Origin of the sequence: Planococcus faecalis (genome assembly GCF_002009235.1) — a bacterium.
GTDB classification, from domain to species: Bacteria; Bacillota; Bacilli; order Bacillales_A; family Planococcaceae; genus Planococcus; species Planococcus kocurii.
Genome location: NZ_CP019401.1, coordinates 2,904,899 through 2,927,015, shown reverse-complemented (window position 1 = coordinate 2,927,015; position 22,117 = coordinate 2,904,899). Strand labels below are relative to the sequence as shown.

The following is a 22,117-nucleotide window of genomic DNA, read 5'->3' as shown; positions in this document are numbered from 1 at the left end:
ATAAAGTTTTTATACTTCACAACAAGATCAAAAATTAAATCAAATACTCTTATCAAGAGTGGCGGAGGGATAGGCCCTGTGATGCCCGGCAACCGACAGACATTTTGTTTGTAAAGGTGCTAATTCCTACAGAATCGATTTTCAGGTTCTGAGAGATAAGAGGAGGAAACTCCGTAATTTACGGCCCTCTTCTTAGCGAAGGGGGCTTTTTTCGTCCCCTTTAGCATGTGTTACTACTAAAAAAACAGGGGGAATAGAAAATGACAAACTTTAAACCAGAAACATTATTATTACACGGAGGACAACAACCAGATCCAACGACAGGCTCTAGAGGTGTTCCTGTTTATAAAACCACTTCGTATGTTTTTAAAAATACACAGCATGCACAAGACCTCTTTGGACTGAAAGATACAGGCAATATTTACTCACGCATTATGAATCCGACAGTCGATGTCTTTGAACAACGAGTAGCGTTACTAGAAGGTGGTACTGCAGCAGTTGCTCTTTCTTCAGGAATGGCCGCTATTGCTTTTTCCATTTTGAACATTGCAGAAGCGGGTGATGAAATCGTAGCAGATAGCAGTCTTTACGGTGGCACTTACAATTTGTTTGCTAACACGCTACCACGCTATGGCATTACAACAAAATTCGTCGATGCGACCGATCCAGAAAATTTTAAAGCAGCAATTACAGATAAAACAAAAGCGATATTTGGTGAAATTATTGGTAATCCAAGCTTGAATGTTTTTGATGTCGAAAAAGTAGCAGAAATTGCCCATGCTAACGGATTGCCGTTATTGATCGATAATACATTTGCCTCTCCTTACGGCAGCAACCCGATTGAGTTTGGTGCAGACGTCGTCATTCATTCTGCGACAAAGTGGATTGGTGGACACGGAACGACAATTGGTGGCGTTGCGGTGGATGCTGGGAAATTCAATTGGGACAATCCACGTTTCCCAAATTATACACAGCCTGACGAAACCTATCATGGACTGCGGTACGGCATTGATGTACCAGGTGCAGCTTTTGCGACAAAACTTCGCGTTCAATTATTACGTGATTTTGGCCCTTCACTGAGCCCGGATAGTGCTCATGCTTTACTGCAAGGATTAGAAACTTTACATTTACGGATTCCAAAACACAATAGCAACGCTCAAATTATTGCAGACTACTTAAAAAAGCATCCACAAATCGAGTGGGTAAACTTCCTTGGATTTGAAGAACATCCTTCTCATCAATTGGCGAAGAAATACTTGAAAAATGAAGGTTATGGATCGATTGTCAATTTTGGTATCAAAGGTGGAAGAGAAGCAGGACGTAACGTGATTGATCACATAAATCTCTGGTCTCATGTAGCCAATGTAGGAGACGCCAAGTCGCTAATTATTCACCCGGCTTCTACGACACATCAGCAATTGAACGATGAAGAGTTAACTGCATCTGGCGTAACGGAAGAGTTGATTCGTTTGTCTGTTGGATTGGAGAATGCAGAAGATTTAATCGCTGATTTGGAACAGGCCATACAGGCAGCAGTTTTGGAAAAGGTATAAGGAGGGATCGTCATGAAAACAGTATCCATTGGCTCATTAATCCTGGACTCTACTAAGACGATAGATGATGTGGAACTTGCATACGAACGTCTCGGAGATGAAACAGCTCCTGCGATCCTGATTTGCCATGCATTGACAGGTAACCAATACGCAGTCGGTACTGAAAAAAATCCAGGGTGGTGGGCAGGATTAATCGGACCAGGAAAACCCGTGGATACAACTGTTTTTCAAGTGATTACCTTTAACGTACTCGGAGGCTGTCACGGATCGACGGGTCCTTTATCGAAAAATCCGAAAACAGGAATTCCTTACCGAGCTGACTTTCCAACATTGACGATACGTGATATGGTTCGAGCGGAATATCGTGCATTAAAAGAATTGGGAATTGACCACCTTGCAGGAGTCATTGGCGGTTCCCTTGGTGGAATGAAAACCTTAGAATGGGGAAACCTCTATCCAGATTTTACGGATGCGATTTTTCCGCTAGCTGTCACTCCCTATTACAGTGACTATGGAGTGGCGTTTAATCACATTGGCATATTGGCGATTGAAAGTGATGGGGATTTTAATAATGGAGACTATGCAGATGCGTCTCTTTTGAAGGGGTTTCATGTTGCTAGAATGGCAGGAATGGTTACTTATCGAAGCGGTCATATGTTCAATCGGCGCTTTGGTCGTAGTGGCGATGGCGAAGAATTTGATGTGCAGTCATATTTGAATTATCAAGGCAAGAAATTAGCCGGTCGTTTTGATGCCAATAGCTATGTATTACTGCTGAGAGCTATGAATACACATGATATCCAAGATGCTGTACTAGATGTTCCCGTCTATTCCTTGTCTTTTACGCGCGATTTGTTGTATCCAAGTGAGCTAATGGCTCCGTGGCTTGAAAAACAAAAGACAGCAAGTTGGAAAATCGTTGAAACAGAATTTGGCCATGATGGATTTCTCGTTGAATTTGATAAATGGAGCGGATTTATCGAGAATAAGCTAAAAAGCCTAGTAGTGCCTGAGCTCACCAGATAATTAGTGGATTTCTACTCGCACTGTTTCGCAAGCAAGACGTTGAAAATTATCCTCGATAACAGAAAGGCACCTAAAGGATACGCGTCCATTAGGTGCTTTTCTATGTGTACTTAAGTTAGTCTTCGTCTTTAATATCCACATCTTCTGGTATGGGCATAGTGCGCCATTCTTCTAGCGCTAGCTTGGCTTGTTCCAATTGTTGAAAATGCGCTTCAAATTGAGAGGTATTGATGATGTATTGTTCCCCGTCATGAACTGCGCGGATACGACCTTCTAATACGTAACGATTTACTTGTTCTTCGGGCATGGATAAAAAAGTGGCAGTTTCCTGGACTGTCATGTACATGGGATCTCCTCCTCTTTTCTTTTATTATAATAGAAGAAGACGACTACCTCAAACCATCGGTGTCATCGTGTGTTCGTTAAAAAAAGAATGTTAGTAGACGATGTTCATCATCAATTACCTTGTTTTTTCTTTAGAACTTTAACATCTAGACTTCGAACTGCTCGTTAACAAGAGTTTTTTTATGCGACTAAGATTTTAATATATTAAGTGTTTAGCGATAGGAAAGTAAGGGGATAGTACTAGTGAATACTATACAAAAAAAGGAGGATGATTGTATGAATGATATTGGTAATTCTTTTAGAGGCGTCGGATATACAATTATTGACTACATTCCAAATGTTTTAGGCGCGTTACTATTACTGCTTATCGCGTGGATTGTCGCAACAATTGTACGAGCCATTTTCACCAAAGGGTTAAAAAAAGCAGGTGCAGACCGGGCCATGGTCAAAGGACATATGGCGAAAACAAAAGAAAGTGCAGACAGCATGTTGGATTCCATAGGGAAAATTCTTTATTACCTCATTTTCATTTTGTTTATTCCGAGCGTTTTGCAAGCTTTGGATATGAACAACGTAGCACAACCAATTTCAAACATGATGAACAAGTTATTGGCATTCCTGCCTAATCTGTTCATGGCCATCATCATTTTAGTCATTGGTTATTTTGTTGCCAAATTTGTGAAGAACCTTGTGTTCAGTCTTTTAACAGCGATAAATATTGATAAATGGTTCAATAAATTTACTAACAAAACAAGTGGTGCTTCGACAAGTACGACAAGAATGGACGCTGGAGACAAAGCAACTCTAGCTAATGTATTGGCTAATGTAGTGTTCGTTATCGTCTTGATTCCGATTTTGACCATTGCGTTAGAAACATTAAACATCCGTTCGATTTCTGAACCAATTGTCAATATGCTCAACCAAGTTCTAAACATGATCCCGAATATTTTCGTAGCGATCATCTTGATCTTAGTAGGTGTATTAATCGGTAAATTTGTGGGAGACTTGTTGATTAGCCTATTGAACGGAACAGGTATCAATCGCTTCTCAACGTATTTGAACACAGACAAAACCAAAACACCGAGCGTTGATATTGCGAACATCATTGGCAAAGTAGTACAAGCGATCATCATCATTTTCTTTACTGTAGAAGCTATGAATGTTTTACAGCTTGATGTATTAAACGGGATTGGTGAAGCCGTAATCGCATACTTACCACTTCTGATTAGTTCGCTAATTATTCTGGGTCTTGGATTAATCGGGGGAAGTGTGCTTGGGAACTACGTGAAGCAGTCTTCAGGTAACCGTTTCCTTGGTACAATTGTCAAATATGCGATTATTATTATTGCTGTATTTATGACACTTGACCAGTTGAACTTTGCAACAAATATCGTTAACCTTGCCTTCCTGTTCATTATTGCGGGACTTGCAGTAGCCTTTGCTATTTCCTTCGGTATGGGTGGACGTGAGTTTGCTAAACGTCAGCTTGAAAATCTTGAGAAGAAAATGGAAAAAGAGAACGACAAACCAAATCTATAAGATTATTTGAAAACTCCCAAAGCTACTTGTAGCTTTGGGAGTTTTTTATTGATTGGTGTGTATTTATGAGCATCCAATTATAAGACGATTAAATGAGTTCCACATTCCCATTTTTGAGGGGTTTATTTAAGTGGAGAGATGAGTTTATGCTGGAATGCATAAATAACTGCTTGAGTCCGGTCATGAACTTCAAGTTTTGCCAAGATATTACTGACATGTGTTTTCACTGTTTTCAAGGCAATAAACAATTGATCGGCAATTTCTTGGTTGGTCAGACCATCAGCTAGCAACAACAAGATTTCCATCTCACGTTCAGTTAACGCGTCGTGTAGAACCCGTTCATGACGCATTTGCTTCATCATTTTTGTCATCACCTCTGGCTCAAGTACGGGAGTGCCATTCATCGTTTCACGAATCGAATCAGCAATCCGTGAAGCTTTTGAAGTTTTTAATATATAGCTAACGGCTCCGGCTTGAAGTGCAGGATAGACTTTGTCGTCGTCGAGAAAGCTTGTGACAATCATAATTTTGGCTTCTGGCCATTGATCAATGATGGATTTTGTCGCTTCTGCACCGTTCATAATGGGCATCACCATGTCCATTAGGATCAAATCAGGTCGCAAGTCCAATGCCAATTGCACGGCTTCTTGCCCGTTTGTGGCTTCGCCAGCAACTTCCATATCTTTTTGAGACTGCAAGTAAGCAGAGACACCTATACGGACCATTTCATGATCATCTACTAACAAGATTCGAATCATTAGGCTTCTTCCTTTCAATTGGAACTTTTACTTCCACAATGGTCCCTTCAGAAGGAACAGAAACAATTTTGCTCGTAGCACCAATTTCGATGGCGCGTTCTTCAATATGTTTAAGGCCGTAAGAAGTCGATTTGGATTGTTCACTTTCAAATCCCACACCATTGTCTTGAATACGCAAAATCGCAAAATTATCGCGTTCAACAAACAAGATATGAACTTCGGTTGCTTTGGAATGGCGCAATGTATTGGATAAAGTTTCTTGCGCAATACGGAACAGATGATCTTCGGCTCCTTTTTGCAGGGGCACTTCTTCTAATTTATGATCAATCGTAAAATAGACTTTTTCTTTAAGTTCACTAACCAATTCAAACAATCCTTGACGCAAGCTTTTGTCGTGAAGAGCGGCGGGACGTAAATGCAAAAGCAGTGCGCGCATTTCCAACTGAGCTTGCTGAATCATTTTTTCTGTCTGCAACAGTCCAGGCTGCACCTCTTCGCTTTCAGTCATCGATGACAGCAGCATGGAAGCAGCAAAAAGTTGTTGAGAAACGGAGTCGTGAAGCTCTCTAGCAAGCCGTTGACGTTCCATAATTAAGCGCTCCTGGATAATCTGATCCTGCGTTTCTGCACGTTCATTGGCAATGCGAGTCAAGCTTTTACGCTGTGATTCTAATAACTTTTGCAATTTTAGAATGGAACTCGACAAATTGCGCGGCAAGGTTTTCATTTGGGCAGCTTGAACGACCGTTTTGTCTTCATTGCGCAAAAGGGCTTGGAAAATCTGTTCGATTTCCTGCACTTTTGATCGCGACAAAGATTCGGTCCACCATGATATGCCGACGGAAAGAGCGAGCATCAGAACGAGCAACCAAATGCCCAAAGGAAGGCCAGCGATAAAATCTTCCCACAGAACAGACCAGCTATTGAATGACGGCAAACCAAGCAAAGCAAATAGAATACTGAAGATAATCAAGGCAAAGAGAGATGTGAAAAACAGGCTGCGTGGCACAATCTGTCTCATCTACGAATCACCTCGACGTCCCCCATCCAAGTAGTCACGGATACAATCAACTCAGCTCTGTTGCCTTCGTCCGCAGGATAGCCGTCTTCCGCGTGAATGGTGGTATTGAGAATGCGCTGGCTATCCCCATTGAAAAAACGAGCTTCCCCCAAAAGTGTAGAATAAAAGACGCGTACCGGAACTTCATACGGCACGATAACTTGGACTTTTCCAAAACCTTGTCGTATGGAAATCAATGAAGGTTTTTTAGGTAAAACAGTATGTGTAGTATCTACAAGGATATCCCCGATAAAACCTTGCACATGAATGTCTTTCCACTCGTAAGATTCGATTGGCGTGCTTTGAGCGGCCATTACTTTATTCTGGATTAGACCTGTATCTGCGGAACCTTGTAAAGGGGTGGTCTGAAGCCATGCTTGCCCTTTCCATAGACGAAGCAACAGGTAAATGGCAAGCCCGAAAATCATCAGTCTCAGACTCCACATAGACAAAATAGAAACGCCGATAAGAAAAGCACCTATCCAAAAATAGGATCTTCGGTATTTACTGGTGTTTCTCAGCGCATAGTAAAGAGTTCCGATACCAAGAAGGATCAAAAACACACTGCCATTTCCAAAAAAGGCAGCTTCGACGAATATCAATAATAAAGCACTTAGCAAAAAAAATGCTTGTCTGTTTGTTGGAAAATGTTGCATGGCTTTTGCCTCCTTCTTTGTATCAGAAAAAATGAGAAGAAGAAAAAACTTCTTCTCACTCTATTTTAGACAAGTTCTTTTGGAGTTGTGCTATTTTTTTCTAAAGAATCCAAACGACGTTCCATTGTTGAACGCTCATGCCGCTCTTCAACTTTAGCACCGAGTGTTGTGATGTATAGAGCCATGTCGTCAAAAGAGCCAATGCGTTCAGCGACAAGTTCAGGACTTAGCACTTTGTCCATCTGGTGATGAGCACGCGTGGCATTTTCTTTGCCCATCAATTGCAGTTGCTTTACTTTCATGTCTTTTACTTTGTGTTTCATTTCTTCGTAGCGGTATTCTAAGCCAGTTAGTTCAGCTATGTTTTCACTTAGGTTGTTTTGCAACACTGAAACGCGAGTAGCGTAAGATTGAACTTCCATTTTTGCAAAATCAGCGAGATCAGACTCGCCTGAGGTTTGTGCTAATTCCAATTGTTCGTGGCGCTTAGTGAGCATGGCGGATGCTTCTGCCAATTCTTTCTCTAGTTTACCATTTAGCTGAGCTTGACGTTCAACCCATTTTCCAGTGGTGGTTGTCTGGTTTTCAGCTTCTGTAACGTAGTGATTCAGTAGAACAAGTGGATTTTTCTCCTCATTTTTTACGACGACGGCATCCAAGTCGGTTGCGACAGCAAATTTAAAACGTTCCCATAACGTTATCATATTCATTCTCTCCTTATTTAGTTAGTTTGTTCCATTGTTGTTCAAAGTTCATAAATGGATCGCTTTCTTTTACAGCTGTGACAGAAACGCTTTGGCCATTCCATTTGCGGTAAATCATCCACAATGCGACAAGGGCGGCGACGCCAATCAAAGCAGGTACATTCGAAATGGCTGCAATTCCTCCGATAATCCCTACAGCTACCCAGCATACTTTCGCTAATGTCGAAGTGCTTTTTAAATAGTAATGCACCCCGGCGTAGACGATTAGTAAAGATACGACCAATCCAATCATGTGTCCCAAATTGCTGAGTACGACGATTCCAGCAATGATGCCGAGCGTAATTAACCAAAATTTGTTCATCTTTTTTTGCCTCCTCGTTGATTTCTAAGTTAATTATACGAAGAGAATGAGTTTTTCAATACGGTCTCTGACTGCATCTTTGACTAGGTCTTGGGACGTAGAGTGAGCTAGTCCCGGGAGATGTATTTAATCGCACCGACCGCTTTGGCCAGAGCTCCCGCTAGAAGCCAAGTAAAAAACGCTAGTCTTCGAGCTCTGCTTCGTCCTTGTGCGCGGCGGTGCTTAGAGAGGGGCGAGGGAGAGTTGTTTTGTGAAGGATATGAATTGGAATGCTATACTGTTTTTTATCACATTGAAAAAATGTATCTTTCGTACAGAGATTTATTTTAAAAGAAGAAAGAGGCGTTTTTATGAAAATAGTTGCGGGCATCGGTAGTTTCTTGTTGATTTATACAGCGCTTGTTGCCTATTTGGGCTGGGCGGTTTATGTTTGGCTAACGAGTTTTTTAGAGAGTGTAAATCTGTGGATTTTTGCGGCTTTGTGGTTGGTGGTTGCCTATAGTTATGTAATTGGAAGAATCGGTCACAGATGGCTTGGATTTACGGTGCTCGGTTCTTATTGGTTCGCTTTTTTGCAGTATGCGATTTTGTTGATTCCTGTGGCAAATCTCATTGTGCTAGTGGTGGATTTAAAAAATGATGTGTTTGTTGTAGGTTCATTAACTGCCATTATGTTATTGCTGCTATTTAGTGTCGGCACTTACTTGGCTTACAGTCCGGTTGTTCGAAATCTTGAAATTACCGTAGAAGGTAAAGAGGCGGAACCTCTTCATATGGTCGTAGGTTCCGATTTTCACTTAGGGTTTTTATCGGGCAAGCGACATTTGCAACGTTTTGTTACTAAAACAAATGCGCTTGATCCGGATGTTGTCTTTTTAGCAGGTGATTTAGTGGATGACGATCCGGTTTGGTATGCGCGTTATGGCATGTCGGAAGTCATGGAACAGTTGAAACCAGCTCTGGGTGTTTACGGTGTGTTAGGAAATCATGAGTATTACGGCAAGAAAATTCCATTGCTCGTAAGACTCATGAATAAATCAGGTGTGAAAATATTAAGAGATGAAACTATTTTAGTTGCGAATCGTTTTTATTTAACGGGACGTGAAGATCGTACGAATGGCAATCGGCTGTCGTTGCTTGAGTTGAAACCTGAAAAAGACACGGTGCCTTGGATCGTAATGGACCATACGCCGGCCGATTTGAAAACGCCCAGAGAATTAGGCGCAGATTTGCACATGTCAGGCCACACACATAAAGGGCAGATGTGGCCGAATCATTTATTGACTAAACGAATTTTCGAACTGGATTACGGCTACCGTTTAATCGAAAAGACACATTTTCTTGTGTCTTCCGGATTTGGATTTTGGGGTCCGCCGTTGCGTATCGGAAGCCGTTCAGAGTTATGGTCGATAACGATGAATTTCCGTTCATCTTCTTAAGAGGAGTGTTGTTATGGAAGAATGGATTACTTCAGTCATGTCGGATTATGGCTATTTGGGTATATTTTTTCTAATTATGCTAGAAAACGTCTTTCCACCGATTCCGTCAGAAGTGATTTTAACGGTCGGCGGATTTATGACAACGACGACCACAATGACAATACCGGGAGTGATTTTAGCTTCAACTGCGGGCTCTGTCCTTGGAGCGGTAATTTTGTACGGTGTCGGTTTATTACTAGACGTTGAGCGGCTGGAGAAAATCATAGATAAATACGGCAGTTGGTTGCGCGTAAAAAAGCAAGACATTCATAAGGCCGATAGCTGGTTTGATCGTTTTGGGGTTTGGACTGTATTTTTTGGCCGGTTGGTTCCTTTAGTGCGGAGTCTAATTTCAATTCCTGCGGGTATGTCGAATATGAAATTTGGACTGTTCGTTGGCTTTACGACGCTCGGCACCTTGTTGTGGAATACTGTTTTGGTGTTTATCGGACGAGCAGTGGGAGACAACCGGGAACAAATTATGCATCAGTTTGGTCTTTATTCCAATGTTGTGTACGTCTTATTAGCGTTGAGTATTGTCGTAGCTATTGGGTATTACATCAAAAAAATAAAAACAACAAACGAATAGGAAACTGCTGGCAATTGCCGGCAGTTTTTTAAATTGTTATAATTGTTTAATAATAGAGGATGGAGGATGGGTATGAAGCCAATCGTATTTATTACACAAAAGCTGCCGGATCAAGCAGTAGCTGAATTAGCAGAGCAGTATGAAGTTCGCATGTGGCCGGAAGAAGACACTCATGCACCGCGTGAGAGATTGCTTGAAGAAGCAAAAGAGGCGCATGCACTTTGGACGATGCTATCTGACCAAATAGACAACGAAGTGTTTAGTTCAGCACCGAACTTGAAAATCGTTAGCAACTTAGCAGTTGGCTATAATAACATCGACTTAGAAGCGGCACGGAAGCATGGTGTTACGGTAACCAATACGCCTGATGTTTTAACTGAGGCGACCGCAGATTTAACATTTGCTTTGTTACTTGCGACGGCCCGCAACATAATGGAAGCAGAAAAAACTGTTCGTTCGGGACAATGGAAATCTTGGACACCGATGGGAATGACCGGACAAAATGTTGGCGGTGCTACGCTCGGAATTATTGGTATGGGGCGAATTGGTGAAGCTGTAGCTCGCCGTGCTCAAGGTTTCGGTATGAATATCCTTTACCATAATCGTACGCGTAAAAGTCTTGAAGATGTCCGTTATGCTGAATTTGAAGAATTGCTGAAGGTTTCAGATTACGTGGTGATTTTAACGCCGCTGACACCTGAAACTAAAGGGATGATCGGAGCAGCCGAACTGGCATTGATGAAAGATACGGCTTGTTTGATTAATGTAGCTAGAGGCGGGATTGTTGATGAAACGGCCTTATATGAAGCTTTGAAAGAACAGAAAATATGGGGTGCCGGACTGGATGTATTTGAACAAGAGCCTGTACCACTAGACCATCCCTTATTGACATTGCCAAATCTTACGGTGTTGCCGCATATTGGCAGTGCCACGATTCAAACTCGTTTTGAGATGATGGCATTGAATGCTGAAGCCATTAAAGCATGTCTAGAAAAAAAATCAGTAAAAAATAGAATCTGCTAACTAGCAGAAAAAGTGCAGCTGCTGTAGTAGCTGCCTTTTTTGATTGGGTTATTTTAGCTGCAATTTATAAACTTAGGAAATTCGCGGATTATTCCAAAGCGTCGCTAATTTAGACCAGCCTCGAGCATTACTACTTAATAACTATATAAGCTAAATGAAAGAAACCAAATCTTCTACATCGCTGGTTGCTTTAGGCGAAGTAACTTGTTAAGTAAGAAGGTAGTGTCTATTTTTCCGTTAGTAACGGGAAGACATGGCACAAGCCTTTGGCAACTGGCACCGTGCCGTCCGATCGCGCCAGTTACACGATCCGCAACCTATGGATTCGAAAGCACAGTTGGTTTGCGGGATAGTAACAAGTAGAAATCATGAGTTCAATCAATATAAAGTTGAAGTTTTTCGTTATTTGTTATAAAATGGTTGAGGTTTTTGTTGCTTTTTTGCTACAGAAGCAAATTGAAGAAATAGGAGGTATGATTCATGCAAAATCATACACACAATGTCTTACTGTATTATAAATACGTCGAGGTAGAAGATCCAGAAACCTTTGCTACCGAGCATTTGGCTGCTTGTAAAGAGCTAGAGCTAAAAGGTCGAATTCTTGTTTCTAACGAAGGAATTAACGGAACGTGTTCAGGAACAATTGAGCAGACGGAAGCATATATGAAAATGTTGAAAAGTGATCCACGCTTTTCGGATACAGCTTTTAAAATCGATGCTGCTGAAGGCCACGCGTTTAAAAAAATGCACGTGCGTGCAAAAAATGAAATCGTTCATCTTGGATTAGAAGAAGACATCAACCCGAACGAACTGACCGGCACTTATTTAGAGCCAGTGGAATTTTATAAACAAATGCAAGAACAAGACACCATCGTTTTGGACGCGCGAAATGATTACGAATACGATCTTGGGCATTTCCGTAACGCGATTCGTCCAGATATTGAAAACTTCCGCGATCTGCCAGAATGGATGCGTGACAATAAAGAACAATTTGAAGGCAAAAAAATTCTGACGTATTGCACAGGCGGAATCCGCTGTGAAAAATTTTCTGGCTGGCTGAAAAAAGAAGGATACGAGGATGTTTCTCAACTTCACGGAGGCATCGTTAATTACGGCAAAGATCCTGAAGTAAAAGGTGAATTATGGGATGGACAATTATATGTATTCGACGAGCGTATTGTTGTACCTGTCAATCAAGTTGAACACGTCATTGTCGGCAAAGACCATTTCACAGGAGAACCATGCGAACGTTATGTGAACTGTGCAAATCCTGATTGCAACGCGAAAATGTTGACTTCTGAAGAAAACGAACACAAATACATGCGTTCGTGTTCAGACAAGTGTCGCGAACATCCACGTAACCGTTATGCTTTCGAGCACGGGTTGACTGGAGAGCAAGTACAAGAACGTTTAAATGCATTAAAGGAAGTAACAACAATCTAATAAAAAAAAGCCTCCATAATTTTTGGAGGCTTTTTTGTATTAGAAATCTATATCAATCTTCTTCGTTTAACACAATAGTGCGACCTTTCAATTTCAATAGCAAAGGGATTAATAACCAAGCAGCAGCTACCATCAGTAGAATTAAAGACAGTGGCTTGGTAAAGAAAATCATGAAATCGCCATTTGAAATCGTCAATGCTCTGCGGAGATTATTTTCAATCATGGGCCCTAAAACCAAAGCTAAGACGAGTGGTGCCACAGGGAAATCGTTTTTGACGAGTACATATCCCAGTATTCCACAAGCAAGTAGTAAGAAGAGGTCGAATGTGGTGTATTGGACAGCATATACACCAAAGAAAGAAATCGCTATGATGATGGGCAATAAATATTTTTTAGGGGTTTCAATGATTTTGGCAAATACTTTAACCAAGGGCATGTTCAAAATTAATAACATCAAGTTACCGACAAACATACTGGCGATAAGTCCCCATGCCACTTCAGGATGATCATCAAATAATAATGGACCGGGTTGAATGTTATACATGATAAGTGCTCCCATTAGGATAGCTGTGGTTCCAGACCCGGGTATGCCTAATGTTAAAAGTGGAATCATAGCACCACCAGATGCAGCATTATTGGCTGATTCAGGACCTGCAACACCCGCAATGGCCCCGGTGCCAAATTTTTCAGGAGTTTTGCTGAATTTTTTCTCGGCAATATAAGAGAAAAACGAAGCGAGCGTTGCGCCGGCACCAGGAAGTACACCGATAAAGAATCCTAAAAGAGATCCCCGCATAATTGGTTTTGCACTATCTTTTAAATCTTGTTTAGTAGGAAGGATTCTACCGATTTTAGCAATCGTACCATCTTCATGCTCGCGTTCTAAAATCGTTTTAAATACTTCACCTAGCGCAAACAAACCAACTGCGATTGTTAAAAACTCAAGGCCCGAGTAAAGAACGGGTAAATCGTAAGTAAAGCGAGCAATTCCTGATACCGCGTCAATGCCGATTGTGCCAAGAATCAAACCGAAAACGGTCATCATTAAGGCTTTCGTCATCGATTTTCCAGCCAATCCGCTTACTGCGGCGAGTCCGAGTAACATGAGTGAAAAATATTCAGCGGGTCCGAATTGGAGAGCCACATTGGACAAAGGCTCTGCCAATAATACTAGACCAATCAAAGAAACAATTCCTGCCACAAATGAACCGATTGCTGCAATCGATAAAGCGGCTCCTGCTCTACCTTGGCGCGCCATTTGATAACCGTCAAGCGTTGTGACAACAGAAGAAGATTCTCCTGGTGTGTTCAAAAGAATAGAAGTAGTGGAGCCGCCGTACATCGCACCGTAATAAACTCCGGCCAATAGGATGATGGAACTTGCTGCAGCTGCTTCTGTCGGCATGCCGGAAGTGATTGTTGCAGTTACTGGAATAAGAAGAGCTACACCACTCATGGGTCCAATACCTGGCAATACACCAACAGCTGTTCCAATAAGGACCCCTACAAACGCAAAGAGAATGTTCTGCCACTGGAATGCGATGCTGAAGCCATCCATTAAAAATTGTAAAGTAGTCATTGCCATCCGCCTTTCGTTTTAAAATTCAGGGAATCCCGGTAATGAGCCGCCGAGAAATTCGGCGAAAAGATAGTAGACACCAAACGAAAATGCGGTGGCAATAATCAATGTATGAAGCCATTTTCCACTTTCCATCGTTTGAAAGGCTATGACTAAAAATAAGAAAGTCGTAATGACGTAACCAAGTGTCTCTAAGAAAGCAGCATATAGAACAGCACTAAAGAAAATGATGAAAAACTTTTTGTATTTAATCGGTTCATCGTTTTTTGCACCGGCCTCGTAACGAAAAGTTTCATATAGCAAGCGAGCACTTAAGAGGATCAAAATAGTGCCTAAGCCGATTGGAAAGATATCGGGTCCGACTGCTGAACCGTAAGAACTCTCGGATATTCGCTGGCTTTCCATGACAAATAAAAGGCCGATTAGTAAGAAAATAATGCCAGCAAACCGATCGAAGGTTTTACTCATTGTCTTTCACTCCTTTTAAATTAGAAAACGGCCGAAGCCGCTGTTCTAATTACTTTTGCATATCAAGTGCAGTCAACAACTCAACAATCAATTCTTCTTGAGTTTGTAAATATTTTTCGAAATCCTCGCCGTTTTTGTATTCACTTTGCCAACCATTTTGCTCAAGTTCTTGTTTCCATCCCTCGCTGCCAGACATTTCTTCTAGTTTTTCTGACCAGTACTTGTATGCGGTATCTGACATATCTTTAGGACCGAAAATACCGCGCCAAATCGTAAATTCAGTATCAATACCTTCTTCTTTGAATGTTGGGATTTCGCTTAAGTCACCTTCTAAACGTTCCGGAGAACTTACGGCCAATACTCGAACATCACCAGATTTCATGTATTCTCCAATCGTAGATGCATCTGTTGCGATGACATCTGCGTTATTGCCAAGCAATGCAGCTACGGCTTCGCCACCACCATCATAAGAAACGTATTTCACTGATTTTGGATCAATGCCATATTCAAATGCTGGCAAAATCCCGACCAAATGATCCATTGAGCCCGGAGCAGAACCACCAGCAAATGTAACCGCTTTTGGATCAGTCTTTACCGCGTCGAGAACATCGGTTAATGTTTGGAATTCAGAATCTGCACGAACAACAATCGCTCCATAATCACGTGTCAGTTGAGCCAGTGGTGTTGTATCCTTATAACCGTATGGACTGTTTCCTTCAGCTTTACTATTGTTGATTAGAATCGGTGGAGATTTAACCATAAGCATGTAGTCATTGTCGACTTCTTTCGTAGCGTATTCTGCCATATAAACGGCTCCACCACCACCGGGTTTATTTTCGACCATAATTGATTCTTCAATGATGCCTGTTGTATTCATAGTTTTTGCAATAGAGCGCGCAGTCAAATCCCAGCCACCGCCCGCTCCAGAAGGGGCCACAATTGTTAGTCCACGTTCGGGATAATCGGGCGAACCAGCATCACTAGCTTGAGAATTTTCTTCAGATGAGCAGGCAGCAAGACCAATTGCTAACATACCAGCAAGAGAAACAGCAATCATTTTTTTGAACATATCATTCATCCCCTTTTATAATAGTAAAAAGACAACGCTTTCAGCGCTGTCTTCAACTTATCAGAATATAGGATGAATTCGATGTTTATTGTCATAAGATGGATACTGTGCATATTGTTAATACTGTTCATAAAGTTCACGGAGTGAAAAAATAGCGTCTTTCAGGTCTTCCAATTGTTCCGTAAAGTAATTCTGCTCGGGCCTTCTGGTCTGCTGTTAAGTGTTCAAGATAACGGCGTGCAGTTGAACGGCTCATGCCACAGGCAATTCCCATTTCTTCAGCTGTTATGCCAGTTGAAGAGATCGCCAGTTTTTCTTTTATTTTAATCATTGTACTTGGGTCTATGCCCTTGGGAGTAATCACTTGTTCCATATAAGCTTCGTGGTTTTTATTCCATAACTGTTCGATCGATTGCTCATTCAAGGAATCGGATTTCTCAAGTGACATGCTTTTCGACTGATAGGCAAGAAGGCTTTTTTGAAAGCGATCAAAAGTCAGTGGTTTGAGCATATAATCAGAAACGCCGGCTCTAAAAGCTTTTTTGACAATGGCTGTTTCAGAAGCAGCTGTGATAAAAATAATATCGGACTCAGGGCTTTCAGATTTGATAAAAGGCAACAAGTCAGTACCTTTCATATCTGGTAAGAATACATCAAGCAAAATTAGTTGTGGCTTTAATACTTGTATCCAATCTTTTGCTTCAGCACCATTATGTGCAGCACCTATTACTTGAAATCCTTGGATTTTCTCAATAAAGCGCCTGTGTATGTCTGCAATCCGCTTGTCATCTTCAATAATGAGAATCTCAATCATCTTCATTTCCTCCGATCGGTATGGAAATAATAAACAAAGCTCCACCAAAATCGCCATTCTCCATCGTTATTTCTCCTTGTAAATCGTGAACATTGCCATAAACTTTTACTAGGCCATAGCCGCGATCGTTGCCATTTTTTGTGGAAATCCGTTCTTTAAAAAGAGTGGAAAGAATGAGTGGATCCACCCCTTTTCCGCTATCTTCAACTTCAATCAAAATTTCATGGCCATTATCAACAAAGAGAAGCCTAACCAAACGTTCATTTTCAGGGAGATAGTCAACGGCTTCAAAGGCATTAGTTACAAGATTACCGAGAATCGAGACAAATAGGCTTTTTTCAAGATAGGAAGGAAGTTTTTCTAAATAACTGTCTTCATCCAGAAGAAATTTGACTTTTAACTCTCTGGCTTTGTTGAAAAGACCGATAACAATGCCACCAAGTAGAGGGTCTTGCAATCGATTCGTAACAAACTGAACGAGTGATTGCTGCTCTTTTGCTTCGCTATGGATAAGATCCATCGCTTCATCTAGTGAGTTTAATTGAATCAGTCCCAAAATCGTATAAAGGAAGTTGTGGTTTTCATGAGTCTGTGAACGGAGCAAATCGGCATATTGCCTAATCTGAGTCAATTCATTGCGAAGACCATCTAGGTCTGACTGCAATCGAAAACTAGAAACTGCTCCCGCGATTTCACCATTAATAACAATGGGGATACGATTAACAATCGTTTTCTTACCACGTATGGTCATGGGGCGATCTAATTGCTGCTCGCCTGTGAGCAGCACTTGAGGAAGTAAGGTATTGGGAAGTACTTCATCAATAAGTTGTCCAATAAGCTTTTTTCCTTTCGGCAACGATAGAACTTCATAGGCTGATGCATTAGCCATTGTGATTTCACCGCTTTTGTTGACCATAATGATGCCTTCTCTGACTGATTCAATTAATGTATTTCTTTCGATAAACAAACTAGCGATTTCTGCAGGCTCCAACCCAAATAATATCTTTTTAATATTTTTAGAGAGAATCATTGAAGCAACTCCGCCAATCGCAATCGCGATTAGCACAATAACAAGAATAGAATCGGCATATTGCATGAAAATGGAGGTCATGTCTGCTTTTAAGAAGCCTACAGAAATAACACCAATGATATTATTCTGCTCATCAACAATCGGTGCCTTTCCTCGAAGAGAAGGACCCAGTGATCCAACTGCTTCTGAGACATACGATTCGCCTTGAGAAATAGCGCGCTCGTTATCATCGCCAACCATTTTCTGACCAATCCGGTCTGGGAGAGGATGCGTATAACGGATTCCTTCTGCATTACCAATGACGACATATTCAGCACCAGTTTGTAGTTGAACTTCATCAGCGATTGGCTGAAGTGAGACATGAGGGCTGTCAGCAGCAAAGCCTTGCACTATATCTGGTCGATCGGCAGTGGTAACAGCAATATTCAAAGCACGTTTTCCCATTTGTTCTTCAATTGCTTCTGAAATCGTAAAATAAAACGATAATCCAACAAAAATCATTATAAATGCTACAAATAAAGCTCCATATAAGAAGATCCTTCGCTGCAAGGGCATCTAAATATCACTCGTTTCCAATATGCTGTCATAGTTAATGGGCTAATTATATAGTCAATAATAGGGGAATTCCATGTTTTTTTAAAAAGAAAAAACGCAAAAGCTTTTACTTTTGCGTCAGTTCTTCTTGCTGTTCTTCACATTCAAAGCAAATCAGTTCTCCGTCTACATAAACTCCATCCAAAAAACCATCACGACAATAGATATCTTTGCCACAATTGCTACACGGTCCGATAAGTTCACGCATCTTGTAAGTCTTCTGCATAAATGTACATGGCGTCTTTGAGGTATTTAGCTAAGCCTTGGCCATGTTGATCAATGTTGCTTGCAAAGCGACTGTCTGACGCGTACAAATCGCCTAATCCACGGAACATTTTGGGCGAACAGTCATAAAAACGATTTAACAGCGTATAGTATGCTTTCATTTCTTTTTGTACCGCTGGTGTTTGTGGAGACAAGTGCATTAAGCTTGCGACCGTATTGTAGATACGGTCTCCTTCACGATTAATTTCGTCCAAATCTTCCTCTTCTTTTGCCACTTGAACGGACTCACTAGAAGTTGAAGGCGATTCTTCGTGTAGTACTGTTTCAACAGGAGCAACGACAACAGTTGAATCTGATTCGTAAGCAGAAGCAATTTGAGAAGTTTCTACTTGTGCCACATCTGGGGAACCGATATCGGGCTTTTGGTATTGTTGAATCAGATTTTCAGCTTTACTGCTAGCAAATGCTGAAAAACGTTCTTGATCAGTCAAATTCTCTGAACCTTGTAACTCCCGCTGAGTCAATTGTGCAGTCTGAATCAGCTTTTCGATGCGCTGTTTTTTCTGTTGAAGTAATTCGATATGCTGAGCTAGTGCATATTCTCGGTCAAAACCTTCAGCGACAAGTTCTTGAATTTTCTTAAGTGAAAAATCCAGCTCTTTTAGGAATAAAATCTGTTGAAGCAATTTCAAATCTTGCCCATTGTAATAACGATAGCGGTTAGTTCCGATGTTGGACGGTTTTAGTAAGCCAATACTATCGTAGTGATGAAGAGTCCGCACACTAACACCGGCTATTTTTGCTACTTCTTGTACTTTGTACAATCTAATCACCTCTCTCTTTAAAATACACTATAACGCACCGTTAGTGTCAAGCATTTATGAGAAATGATGTGGAAATGCGTTGTTTCTTTTTTTTAGGGGTGAAGATCTAAGTTTGGGAGGAAGTTAAAACACATGTCTTATGACATGACTTTCACATCAACAAAATAAATAAATCAGATATTTCAGATATCTCCTATTATTTTCTAGATAATTGTGAAATAATGAAAGTGGAAGCGCTATCAAAGATAGGTAGTCGAGAGGGGTAATGGCGATGAAATTGACTAATTTTGTGAATGGTAAGTGGCAGCAGGCAGAACATGCGGAATTTAGACCTGTTTTGAATCCGGCAAATGGGGAAGAGCTGGCACAAGTTCGAATGTCTACAGCACAGGATGTCGACTTAGCAGTAAAGGCAGCACTAGGAGCACAAAAAAAGTGGGCAAAAGTACCGGCACCTAGACGTGCGGATTATTTATATGAAATTGGTCGACTGATGAAAGAGCGAAAAGAACACCTCGCTCAAGTGTTAACGAAAGAAATGGGGAAAGTGATTGAAGAAGGTCGTGGTGAAGTACAAGAAGGAATTGACATGGCTTATTATATGGCGGGAGAAGGAAGGCGCATGTTCGGCGAAACAACCCCGTCAGAACTGGCCGACAAATTCGCAATGAGCATCCGGTCACCAATTGGTGTCGTAGGATTGATCACTCCGTGGAACTTCCCTGTAGCAATTGCCACGTGGAAATCATTTCCTGCAATTGTTGGAGGCAATGCATTTATTTGGAAACCTGCAACGGAAACGCCGATGATGGCCTATGAGATGGCAAAGATTTTTGAAGAAGTGGGTCTTCCAGAAGGTGTCGCTAATATTGTTTTTGGAGCCGGCTCAGAAGTAGGCACAGCACTTATCGAACATGAAGGCGTAAGGGTTATCTCATTTACAGGATCAACAGAAACCGGTCGCAAAGTAGCAGAAGCAGGAGGGCGCAACTTGAAAAAAGTATCTCTCGAGATGGGTGGGAAAAATGCCGTCATCGTTATGGAAGATGCTGATTTAGATTTAGCCGTAGAAGGTATTCTTTGGAGTGCATTTGGTACAGCTGGTCAGCGTTGCACAGCTTGTAGCCGGGTAATTGTTCATGCCGATGTAAAGCAAGAACTGCAGAAACGGCTGCTTTCGAAAATGGAAACTTTGACAATTGGAGATGGTACAGACGAAACCATCAAAATCGGACCGGTTATCAATCGAAAAGCAGTCGAAAAAATTCATTCCTATATTGAAATCGGCCAGCAAGAAGGAGCTACCTTACTGGTTGGTGGAGAGATTTTGACCGGCGGTATTTACGACAAAGGGAACTATTACGCTCCGACATTGTTCACGGATGTTAAACCCGAAATGCGCATTGCGCAAGAAGAAATTTTTGGTCCTGTTGTATCAATTATCGAAGTGGCAACTTTCGAAGAAGCAATTGATGTGAACAATGGTGTGATTTACGGGTTGTCGAGTTCAATTTATACAGCTGATGTAAATCGTGCATTTAAAGCGCAACGTGATTTAGATACCGGGATTGTCTACATTAATGCGGGAACGACCGGAGCGGAAATTCACTTGCCGTTTGGTGGAACTAAAGGGACTGGGAATGGTCACCGTGATTCAGGCGTTGCGGCATTGGACGTTTTTACAGAATGGAAGAGTGTCTATGTTGATTACAGTGGGAAGTTGCAGCGTGCGCAAATCGATAACGAAGCTTGATTGAGAGGGGATGGGGAGATGAAAATCGTCGTATTAGGCGCAGGATTAATGGGCAAACAAGCAGCTAGGGATTTGGTTGCTGACGAGGCTGTGGAACGCGTCTTTTTAGCAGATCGAAATACAGCTCAAGCTGAAGCATTCAAGGTGCAACTCGGCAATAACAAGCTAGAAGTATTCGAATTGGATGCTAGTGATGACGAGGCATTATCGGCAGCTATTTCAAAAGGTGATATCGTTATTAATGCGCTGTTTTATACTTTTAACGAAAAAGTAGCAGCCACTGCGCTCAAATGTGGTGTTCACTCCGTAGACTTAGGCGGCCATATCGGAGGTGCTACAGATGCAGTGTTAGAGATGCATGATGAAGCTCAGCGAAAAGGGGTTACACTAATTCCCGATTTGGGCGTAGCACCTGGCATGATTAATATTTTAGCAGGGTATGGCGCCAGTAAACTCGACCAGGTTTCCGATATCCGGTTATTTGTTGGTGGAATTCCAGTTCATCCAGAACCACCATTAGAATACAACCACGTTTTTTCACTAGAAGGCGTGTTCGATCATTACACAGACAAATCGCACGTCATTCGTGAAGGGAAATTATTGGAGGTTGAATCTTTATCTGAAATTGAGCATGTGAAGTTTGAGGATTTTGGTGAACTAGAAGCTTTTCATACTTCTGGAGGAACTTCGACTTTGACGGATACTTTCAGTGATATCAATTCGTTGGAATACAAAACTTTGCGTTATAAGGGGCATGCCGAGAAGGTTAAATTATTAGTTGATTTAGGTCTCACTAATCGAACGAAAACAGTGACTGTGGACGGACGTGAAATAAAGCTTCGGTCTGTTTTAAAAGCCGTGCTTGAACCGATAACAGAGCTTGGAGACAAACAGGACGCGGTCGTCTTACGGGTAATGGTGTCGGGCATCAAAGCGGGAGAAGAAATCCGCTACGAATACAATATGGTAACGATTAAAAATCCTGAAACCGGTGTCACCGCAATGGCACGAGCTACGGCTTTTACTATTTCAGTCGTAGCGCAGATGATTGGCAAAGGGATTATAGACAAGCGAGGCGCTTATCCACCAGAAATGATCGTCCCTGGAGAAGAATATATAGCAGAGATGGCGAAACGTGGAGTGGCTATTAAAGAAACTGTTCATCGCTCAGCCCTTCAACAATAAAAAACTAGCGATGGCAGTCTAATTTAGCAGAAAGACTGACA

The 22,117-nt window shown here is 41.5% G+C and carries 22 protein-coding genes and 1 riboswitch; of the genes, 9 read left to right on the top strand and 13 right to left on the bottom strand.

Annotation, left to right across the window (positions count from 1 at the left end; all coding sequences use genetic code 11):
* Nucleotides 1-46 precede the first annotated feature (46 nt).
* A riboswitch (SAM riboswitch) is annotated at nucleotides 47-162 on the top strand.
* Between the two features lie 98 nt (nucleotides 163-260).
* Both AJGP001_RS14515 and metX read left to right on the top strand, forming a co-directional pair.
* On the top strand, nucleotides 261-1,553 hold the full coding sequence (locus tag AJGP001_RS14515) for an O-acetylhomoserine aminocarboxypropyltransferase/cysteine synthase family protein (protein ID WP_078080693.1): 1,293 nt from the start codon (nucleotides 261-263) through the stop codon (nucleotides 1,551-1,553).
* Nucleotides 1,554-1,565: 12 nt separating this feature from the next.
* Nucleotides 1,566-2,579: a homoserine O-acetyltransferase MetX gene (gene metX / locus AJGP001_RS14510; protein WP_071153131.1), complete on the top strand. Its 1,014-nt coding sequence runs from the start codon at nucleotides 1,566-1,568 to the stop codon at nucleotides 2,577-2,579.
* A 115-nt stretch (nucleotides 2,580-2,694) separates the two neighbouring features.
* Here the strand turns inward: metX and AJGP001_RS14505 are convergent, their stop codons facing one another.
* Nucleotides 2,695-2,925 (bottom strand): helix-turn-helix domain-containing protein, encoded by a 231-nt coding sequence (locus tag AJGP001_RS14505; RefSeq protein ID WP_058384347.1) that lies wholly within the window; start codon nucleotides 2,923-2,925, stop codon nucleotides 2,695-2,697.
* A gap of 275 nt (nucleotides 2,926-3,200) precedes the next feature.
* Here AJGP001_RS14505 and AJGP001_RS14500 point away from each other — a divergent pair, with 275 nt between their 5' ends.
* Nucleotides 3,201-4,463 (top strand): mechanosensitive ion channel, encoded by a 1,263-nt coding sequence (locus AJGP001_RS14500; RefSeq protein WP_071153132.1) that lies wholly within the window; start codon nucleotides 3,201-3,203, stop codon nucleotides 4,461-4,463.
* A gap of 122 nt (nucleotides 4,464-4,585) precedes the next feature.
* On the opposite strand, the gene AJGP001_RS14495 is transcribed toward AJGP001_RS14500, so the two are convergent.
* From AJGP001_RS14495 to AJGP001_RS14475, 5 genes are all read right to left on the bottom strand, one after another.
* Nucleotides 4,586-5,221, bottom strand: a complete 636-nt coding sequence (locus AJGP001_RS14495) for a response regulator transcription factor (RefSeq protein WP_078080692.1) — start codon at nucleotides 5,219-5,221, stop codon at nucleotides 4,586-4,588.
* Nucleotides 5,196-6,242 (bottom strand): sensor histidine kinase, encoded by a 1,047-nt coding sequence (locus AJGP001_RS14490; RefSeq protein WP_058384350.1) that lies wholly within the window; start codon nucleotides 6,240-6,242, stop codon nucleotides 5,196-5,198. Before AJGP001_RS14490 ends, AJGP001_RS14495 begins: the two co-directional genes overlap by 26 nt.
* Nucleotides 6,239-6,937, bottom strand: coding sequence for a cell wall-active antibiotics response protein LiaF (gene liaF / locus AJGP001_RS14485; protein WP_058384351.1), 699 nt, complete (start codon nucleotides 6,935-6,937; stop codon nucleotides 6,239-6,241). Before liaF ends, AJGP001_RS14490 begins: the two co-directional genes overlap by 4 nt.
* Nucleotides 6,938-7,002: 65 nt before the next feature.
* Nucleotides 7,003-7,641: a PspA/IM30 family protein gene (locus tag AJGP001_RS14480; protein WP_071153133.1), complete on the bottom strand. Its 639-nt coding sequence runs from the start codon at nucleotides 7,639-7,641 to the stop codon at nucleotides 7,003-7,005.
* A gap of 13 nt (nucleotides 7,642-7,654) precedes the next feature.
* A complete protein-coding gene (locus tag AJGP001_RS14475; RefSeq protein ID WP_071153134.1) occupies nucleotides 7,655-8,002 on the bottom strand; it encodes a lmo0954 family membrane protein in 348 nt (115 codons plus the stop codon).
* Between the two features lie 350 nt (nucleotides 8,003-8,352).
* Here AJGP001_RS14475 and AJGP001_RS14470 point away from each other — a divergent pair, with 350 nt between their 5' ends.
* The 4 genes from AJGP001_RS14470 to trhO all read left to right on the top strand — a co-directional run bounded on the left by AJGP001_RS14470 (nucleotide 8,353) and on the right by trhO (nucleotide 12,535).
* Nucleotides 8,353-9,441 carry a metallophosphoesterase gene (locus tag AJGP001_RS14470; RefSeq protein WP_071153135.1) on the top strand — a complete coding sequence of 363 codons (1,089 nt, stop codon included), beginning with the start codon at nucleotides 8,353-8,355 and terminating at the stop codon, nucleotides 9,439-9,441.
* Between the two features lie 13 nt (nucleotides 9,442-9,454).
* Nucleotides 9,455-10,069, top strand: a complete 615-nt coding sequence (locus AJGP001_RS14465; protein ID WP_071153136.1) for a DedA family protein — start codon at nucleotides 9,455-9,457, stop codon at nucleotides 10,067-10,069.
* A gap of 72 nt (nucleotides 10,070-10,141) precedes the next feature.
* Nucleotides 10,142-11,092, top strand: a complete 951-nt coding sequence (locus AJGP001_RS14460) for a 2-hydroxyacid dehydrogenase (RefSeq protein ID WP_071153137.1) — start codon at nucleotides 10,142-10,144, stop codon at nucleotides 11,090-11,092.
* Between the two features lie 480 nt (nucleotides 11,093-11,572).
* Nucleotides 11,573-12,535, top strand: coding sequence for an oxygen-dependent tRNA uridine(34) hydroxylase TrhO (gene trhO, locus AJGP001_RS14455; RefSeq protein WP_071153138.1), 963 nt, complete (start codon nucleotides 11,573-11,575; stop codon nucleotides 12,533-12,535).
* 52 nt (nucleotides 12,536-12,587) lie between these two features.
* Here the strand turns inward: trhO and AJGP001_RS14450 are convergent, their stop codons facing one another.
* From AJGP001_RS14450 to AJGP001_RS14425, 7 genes are all read right to left on the bottom strand, one after another.
* Nucleotides 12,588-14,114 carry a tripartite tricarboxylate transporter permease gene (locus AJGP001_RS14450; RefSeq protein WP_058384358.1) on the bottom strand — a complete coding sequence of 509 codons (1,527 nt, stop codon included), beginning with the start codon at nucleotides 14,112-14,114 and terminating at the stop codon, nucleotides 12,588-12,590.
* Nucleotides 14,115-14,132: 18 nt separating this feature from the next.
* The gene (locus AJGP001_RS14445) at nucleotides 14,133-14,582 is read right to left on the bottom strand and encodes a tripartite tricarboxylate transporter TctB family protein (RefSeq protein WP_071153139.1); all 450 of its coding nucleotides are present in this window, start codon (nucleotides 14,580-14,582) and stop codon (nucleotides 14,133-14,135) included.
* Between the two features lie 49 nt (nucleotides 14,583-14,631).
* The gene (locus AJGP001_RS14440) at nucleotides 14,632-15,651 is read right to left on the bottom strand and encodes a Bug family tripartite tricarboxylate transporter substrate binding protein (RefSeq protein ID WP_071153140.1); all 1,020 of its coding nucleotides are present in this window, start codon (nucleotides 15,649-15,651) and stop codon (nucleotides 14,632-14,634) included.
* 136 nt (nucleotides 15,652-15,787) lie between these two features.
* Nucleotides 15,788-16,465 carry a response regulator gene (locus AJGP001_RS14435; RefSeq protein ID WP_410477390.1) on the bottom strand — a complete coding sequence of 226 codons (678 nt, stop codon included), beginning with the start codon at nucleotides 16,463-16,465 and terminating at the stop codon, nucleotides 15,788-15,790.
* Complete coding sequence (locus AJGP001_RS14430; RefSeq protein WP_151897518.1) at nucleotides 16,458-17,996, bottom strand: ATP-binding protein; 1,539 nt, start codon at nucleotides 17,994-17,996, stop codon at nucleotides 16,458-16,460. The genes AJGP001_RS14435 and AJGP001_RS14430 overlap by 8 nt, the downstream gene beginning before the upstream one ends.
* 160 nt (nucleotides 17,997-18,156) lie before the next feature.
* On the bottom strand, nucleotides 18,157-18,297 hold the full coding sequence (locus AJGP001_RS17565) for a hypothetical protein (protein ID WP_169835278.1): 141 nt from the start codon (nucleotides 18,295-18,297) through the stop codon (nucleotides 18,157-18,159).
* Nucleotides 18,290-19,147 (bottom strand): MerR family transcriptional regulator, encoded by an 858-nt coding sequence (locus AJGP001_RS14425; protein ID WP_245830201.1) that lies wholly within the window; start codon nucleotides 19,145-19,147, stop codon nucleotides 18,290-18,292. Before AJGP001_RS14425 ends, AJGP001_RS17565 begins: the two co-directional genes overlap by 8 nt.
* Nucleotides 19,148-19,409: 262 nt before the next feature.
* Between AJGP001_RS14425 and AJGP001_RS14420 the strand changes: the two genes are divergently transcribed.
* The gene (locus AJGP001_RS14420; protein WP_078080690.1) at nucleotides 19,410-20,891 is read left to right on the top strand and encodes an aldehyde dehydrogenase family protein; all 1,482 of its coding nucleotides are present in this window, start codon (nucleotides 19,410-19,412) and stop codon (nucleotides 20,889-20,891) included.
* Nucleotides 20,892-20,909: 18 nt separating this feature from the next.
* A complete protein-coding gene (locus AJGP001_RS14415; protein ID WP_078080689.1) occupies nucleotides 20,910-22,076 on the top strand; it encodes a saccharopine dehydrogenase family protein in 1,167 nt (388 codons plus the stop codon).
* The last annotated feature ends 41 nt before the right edge of the window (nucleotides 22,077-22,117 follow it).

What these genes read in the sequence shown, in the direction of transcription:
- AJGP001_RS14470 (WP_071153135.1), top strand. Translation starts at nt 8,353, where the DNA reads ATGAAAATAGTTGCGGGCATCGGTAGTTTCTTGTTGATTTATACAGCG.
- AJGP001_RS14495 (WP_078080692.1), bottom strand. Translation starts at nt 5,221, where the DNA reads ATGATTCGAATCTTGTTAGTAGATGATCATGAAATGGTCCGTATAGGT.
- AJGP001_RS14500 (WP_071153132.1), top strand. Translation starts at nt 3,201, where the DNA reads ATGAATGATATTGGTAATTCTTTTAGAGGCGTCGGATATACAATTATT.
- AJGP001_RS14480 (WP_071153133.1), bottom strand. Translation starts at nt 7,641, where the DNA reads ATGATAACGTTATGGGAACGTTTTAAATTTGCTGTCGCAACCGACTTG.
- liaF (WP_058384351.1), bottom strand. Translation starts at nt 6,937, where the DNA reads ATGCAACATTTTCCAACAAACAGACAAGCATTTTTTTTGCTAAGTGCT.
- AJGP001_RS14420 (WP_078080690.1), top strand. Translation starts at nt 19,410, where the DNA reads ATGAAATTGACTAATTTTGTGAATGGTAAGTGGCAGCAGGCAGAACAT.
- AJGP001_RS14415 (WP_078080689.1), top strand. Translation starts at nt 20,910, where the DNA reads ATGAAAATCGTCGTATTAGGCGCAGGATTAATGGGCAAACAAGCAGCT.
- AJGP001_RS14465 (WP_071153136.1), top strand. Translation starts at nt 9,455, where the DNA reads ATGGAAGAATGGATTACTTCAGTCATGTCGGATTATGGCTATTTGGGT.
- AJGP001_RS17565 (WP_169835278.1), bottom strand. Translation starts at nt 18,297, where the DNA reads ATGCGTGAACTTATCGGACCGTGTAGCAATTGTGGCAAAGATATCTAT.
- AJGP001_RS14515 (WP_078080693.1), top strand. Translation starts at nt 261, where the DNA reads ATGACAAACTTTAAACCAGAAACATTATTATTACACGGAGGACAACAA.
- AJGP001_RS14475 (WP_071153134.1), bottom strand. Translation starts at nt 8,002, where the DNA reads ATGAACAAATTTTGGTTAATTACGCTCGGCATCATTGCTGGAATCGTC.
- metX (WP_071153131.1), top strand. Translation starts at nt 1,566, where the DNA reads ATGAAAACAGTATCCATTGGCTCATTAATCCTGGACTCTACTAAGACG.
- AJGP001_RS14490 (WP_058384350.1), bottom strand. Translation starts at nt 6,242, where the DNA reads ATGAGACAGATTGTGCCACGCAGCCTGTTTTTCACATCTCTCTTTGCC.
- trhO (WP_071153138.1), top strand. Translation starts at nt 11,573, where the DNA reads ATGCAAAATCATACACACAATGTCTTACTGTATTATAAATACGTCGAG.
- AJGP001_RS14435 (WP_410477390.1), bottom strand. Translation starts at nt 16,465, where the DNA reads ATGATTGAGATTCTCATTATTGAAGATGACAAGCGGATTGCAGACATA.
- AJGP001_RS14440 (WP_071153140.1), bottom strand. Translation starts at nt 15,651, where the DNA reads ATGTTCAAAAAAATGATTGCTGTTTCTCTTGCTGGTATGTTAGCAATT.
- AJGP001_RS14445 (WP_071153139.1), bottom strand. Translation starts at nt 14,582, where the DNA reads ATGAGTAAAACCTTCGATCGGTTTGCTGGCATTATTTTCTTACTAATC.
- AJGP001_RS14430 (WP_151897518.1), bottom strand. Translation starts at nt 17,996, where the DNA reads ATGATTTTTGTTGGATTATCGTTTTATTTTACGATTTCAGAAGCAATT.
- AJGP001_RS14460 (WP_071153137.1), top strand. Translation starts at nt 10,142, where the DNA reads ATGAAGCCAATCGTATTTATTACACAAAAGCTGCCGGATCAAGCAGTA.
- AJGP001_RS14505 (WP_058384347.1), bottom strand. Translation starts at nt 2,925, where the DNA reads ATGTACATGACAGTCCAGGAAACTGCCACTTTTTTATCCATGCCCGAA.
- AJGP001_RS14450 (WP_058384358.1), bottom strand. Translation starts at nt 14,114, where the DNA reads ATGACTACTTTACAATTTTTAATGGATGGCTTCAGCATCGCATTCCAG.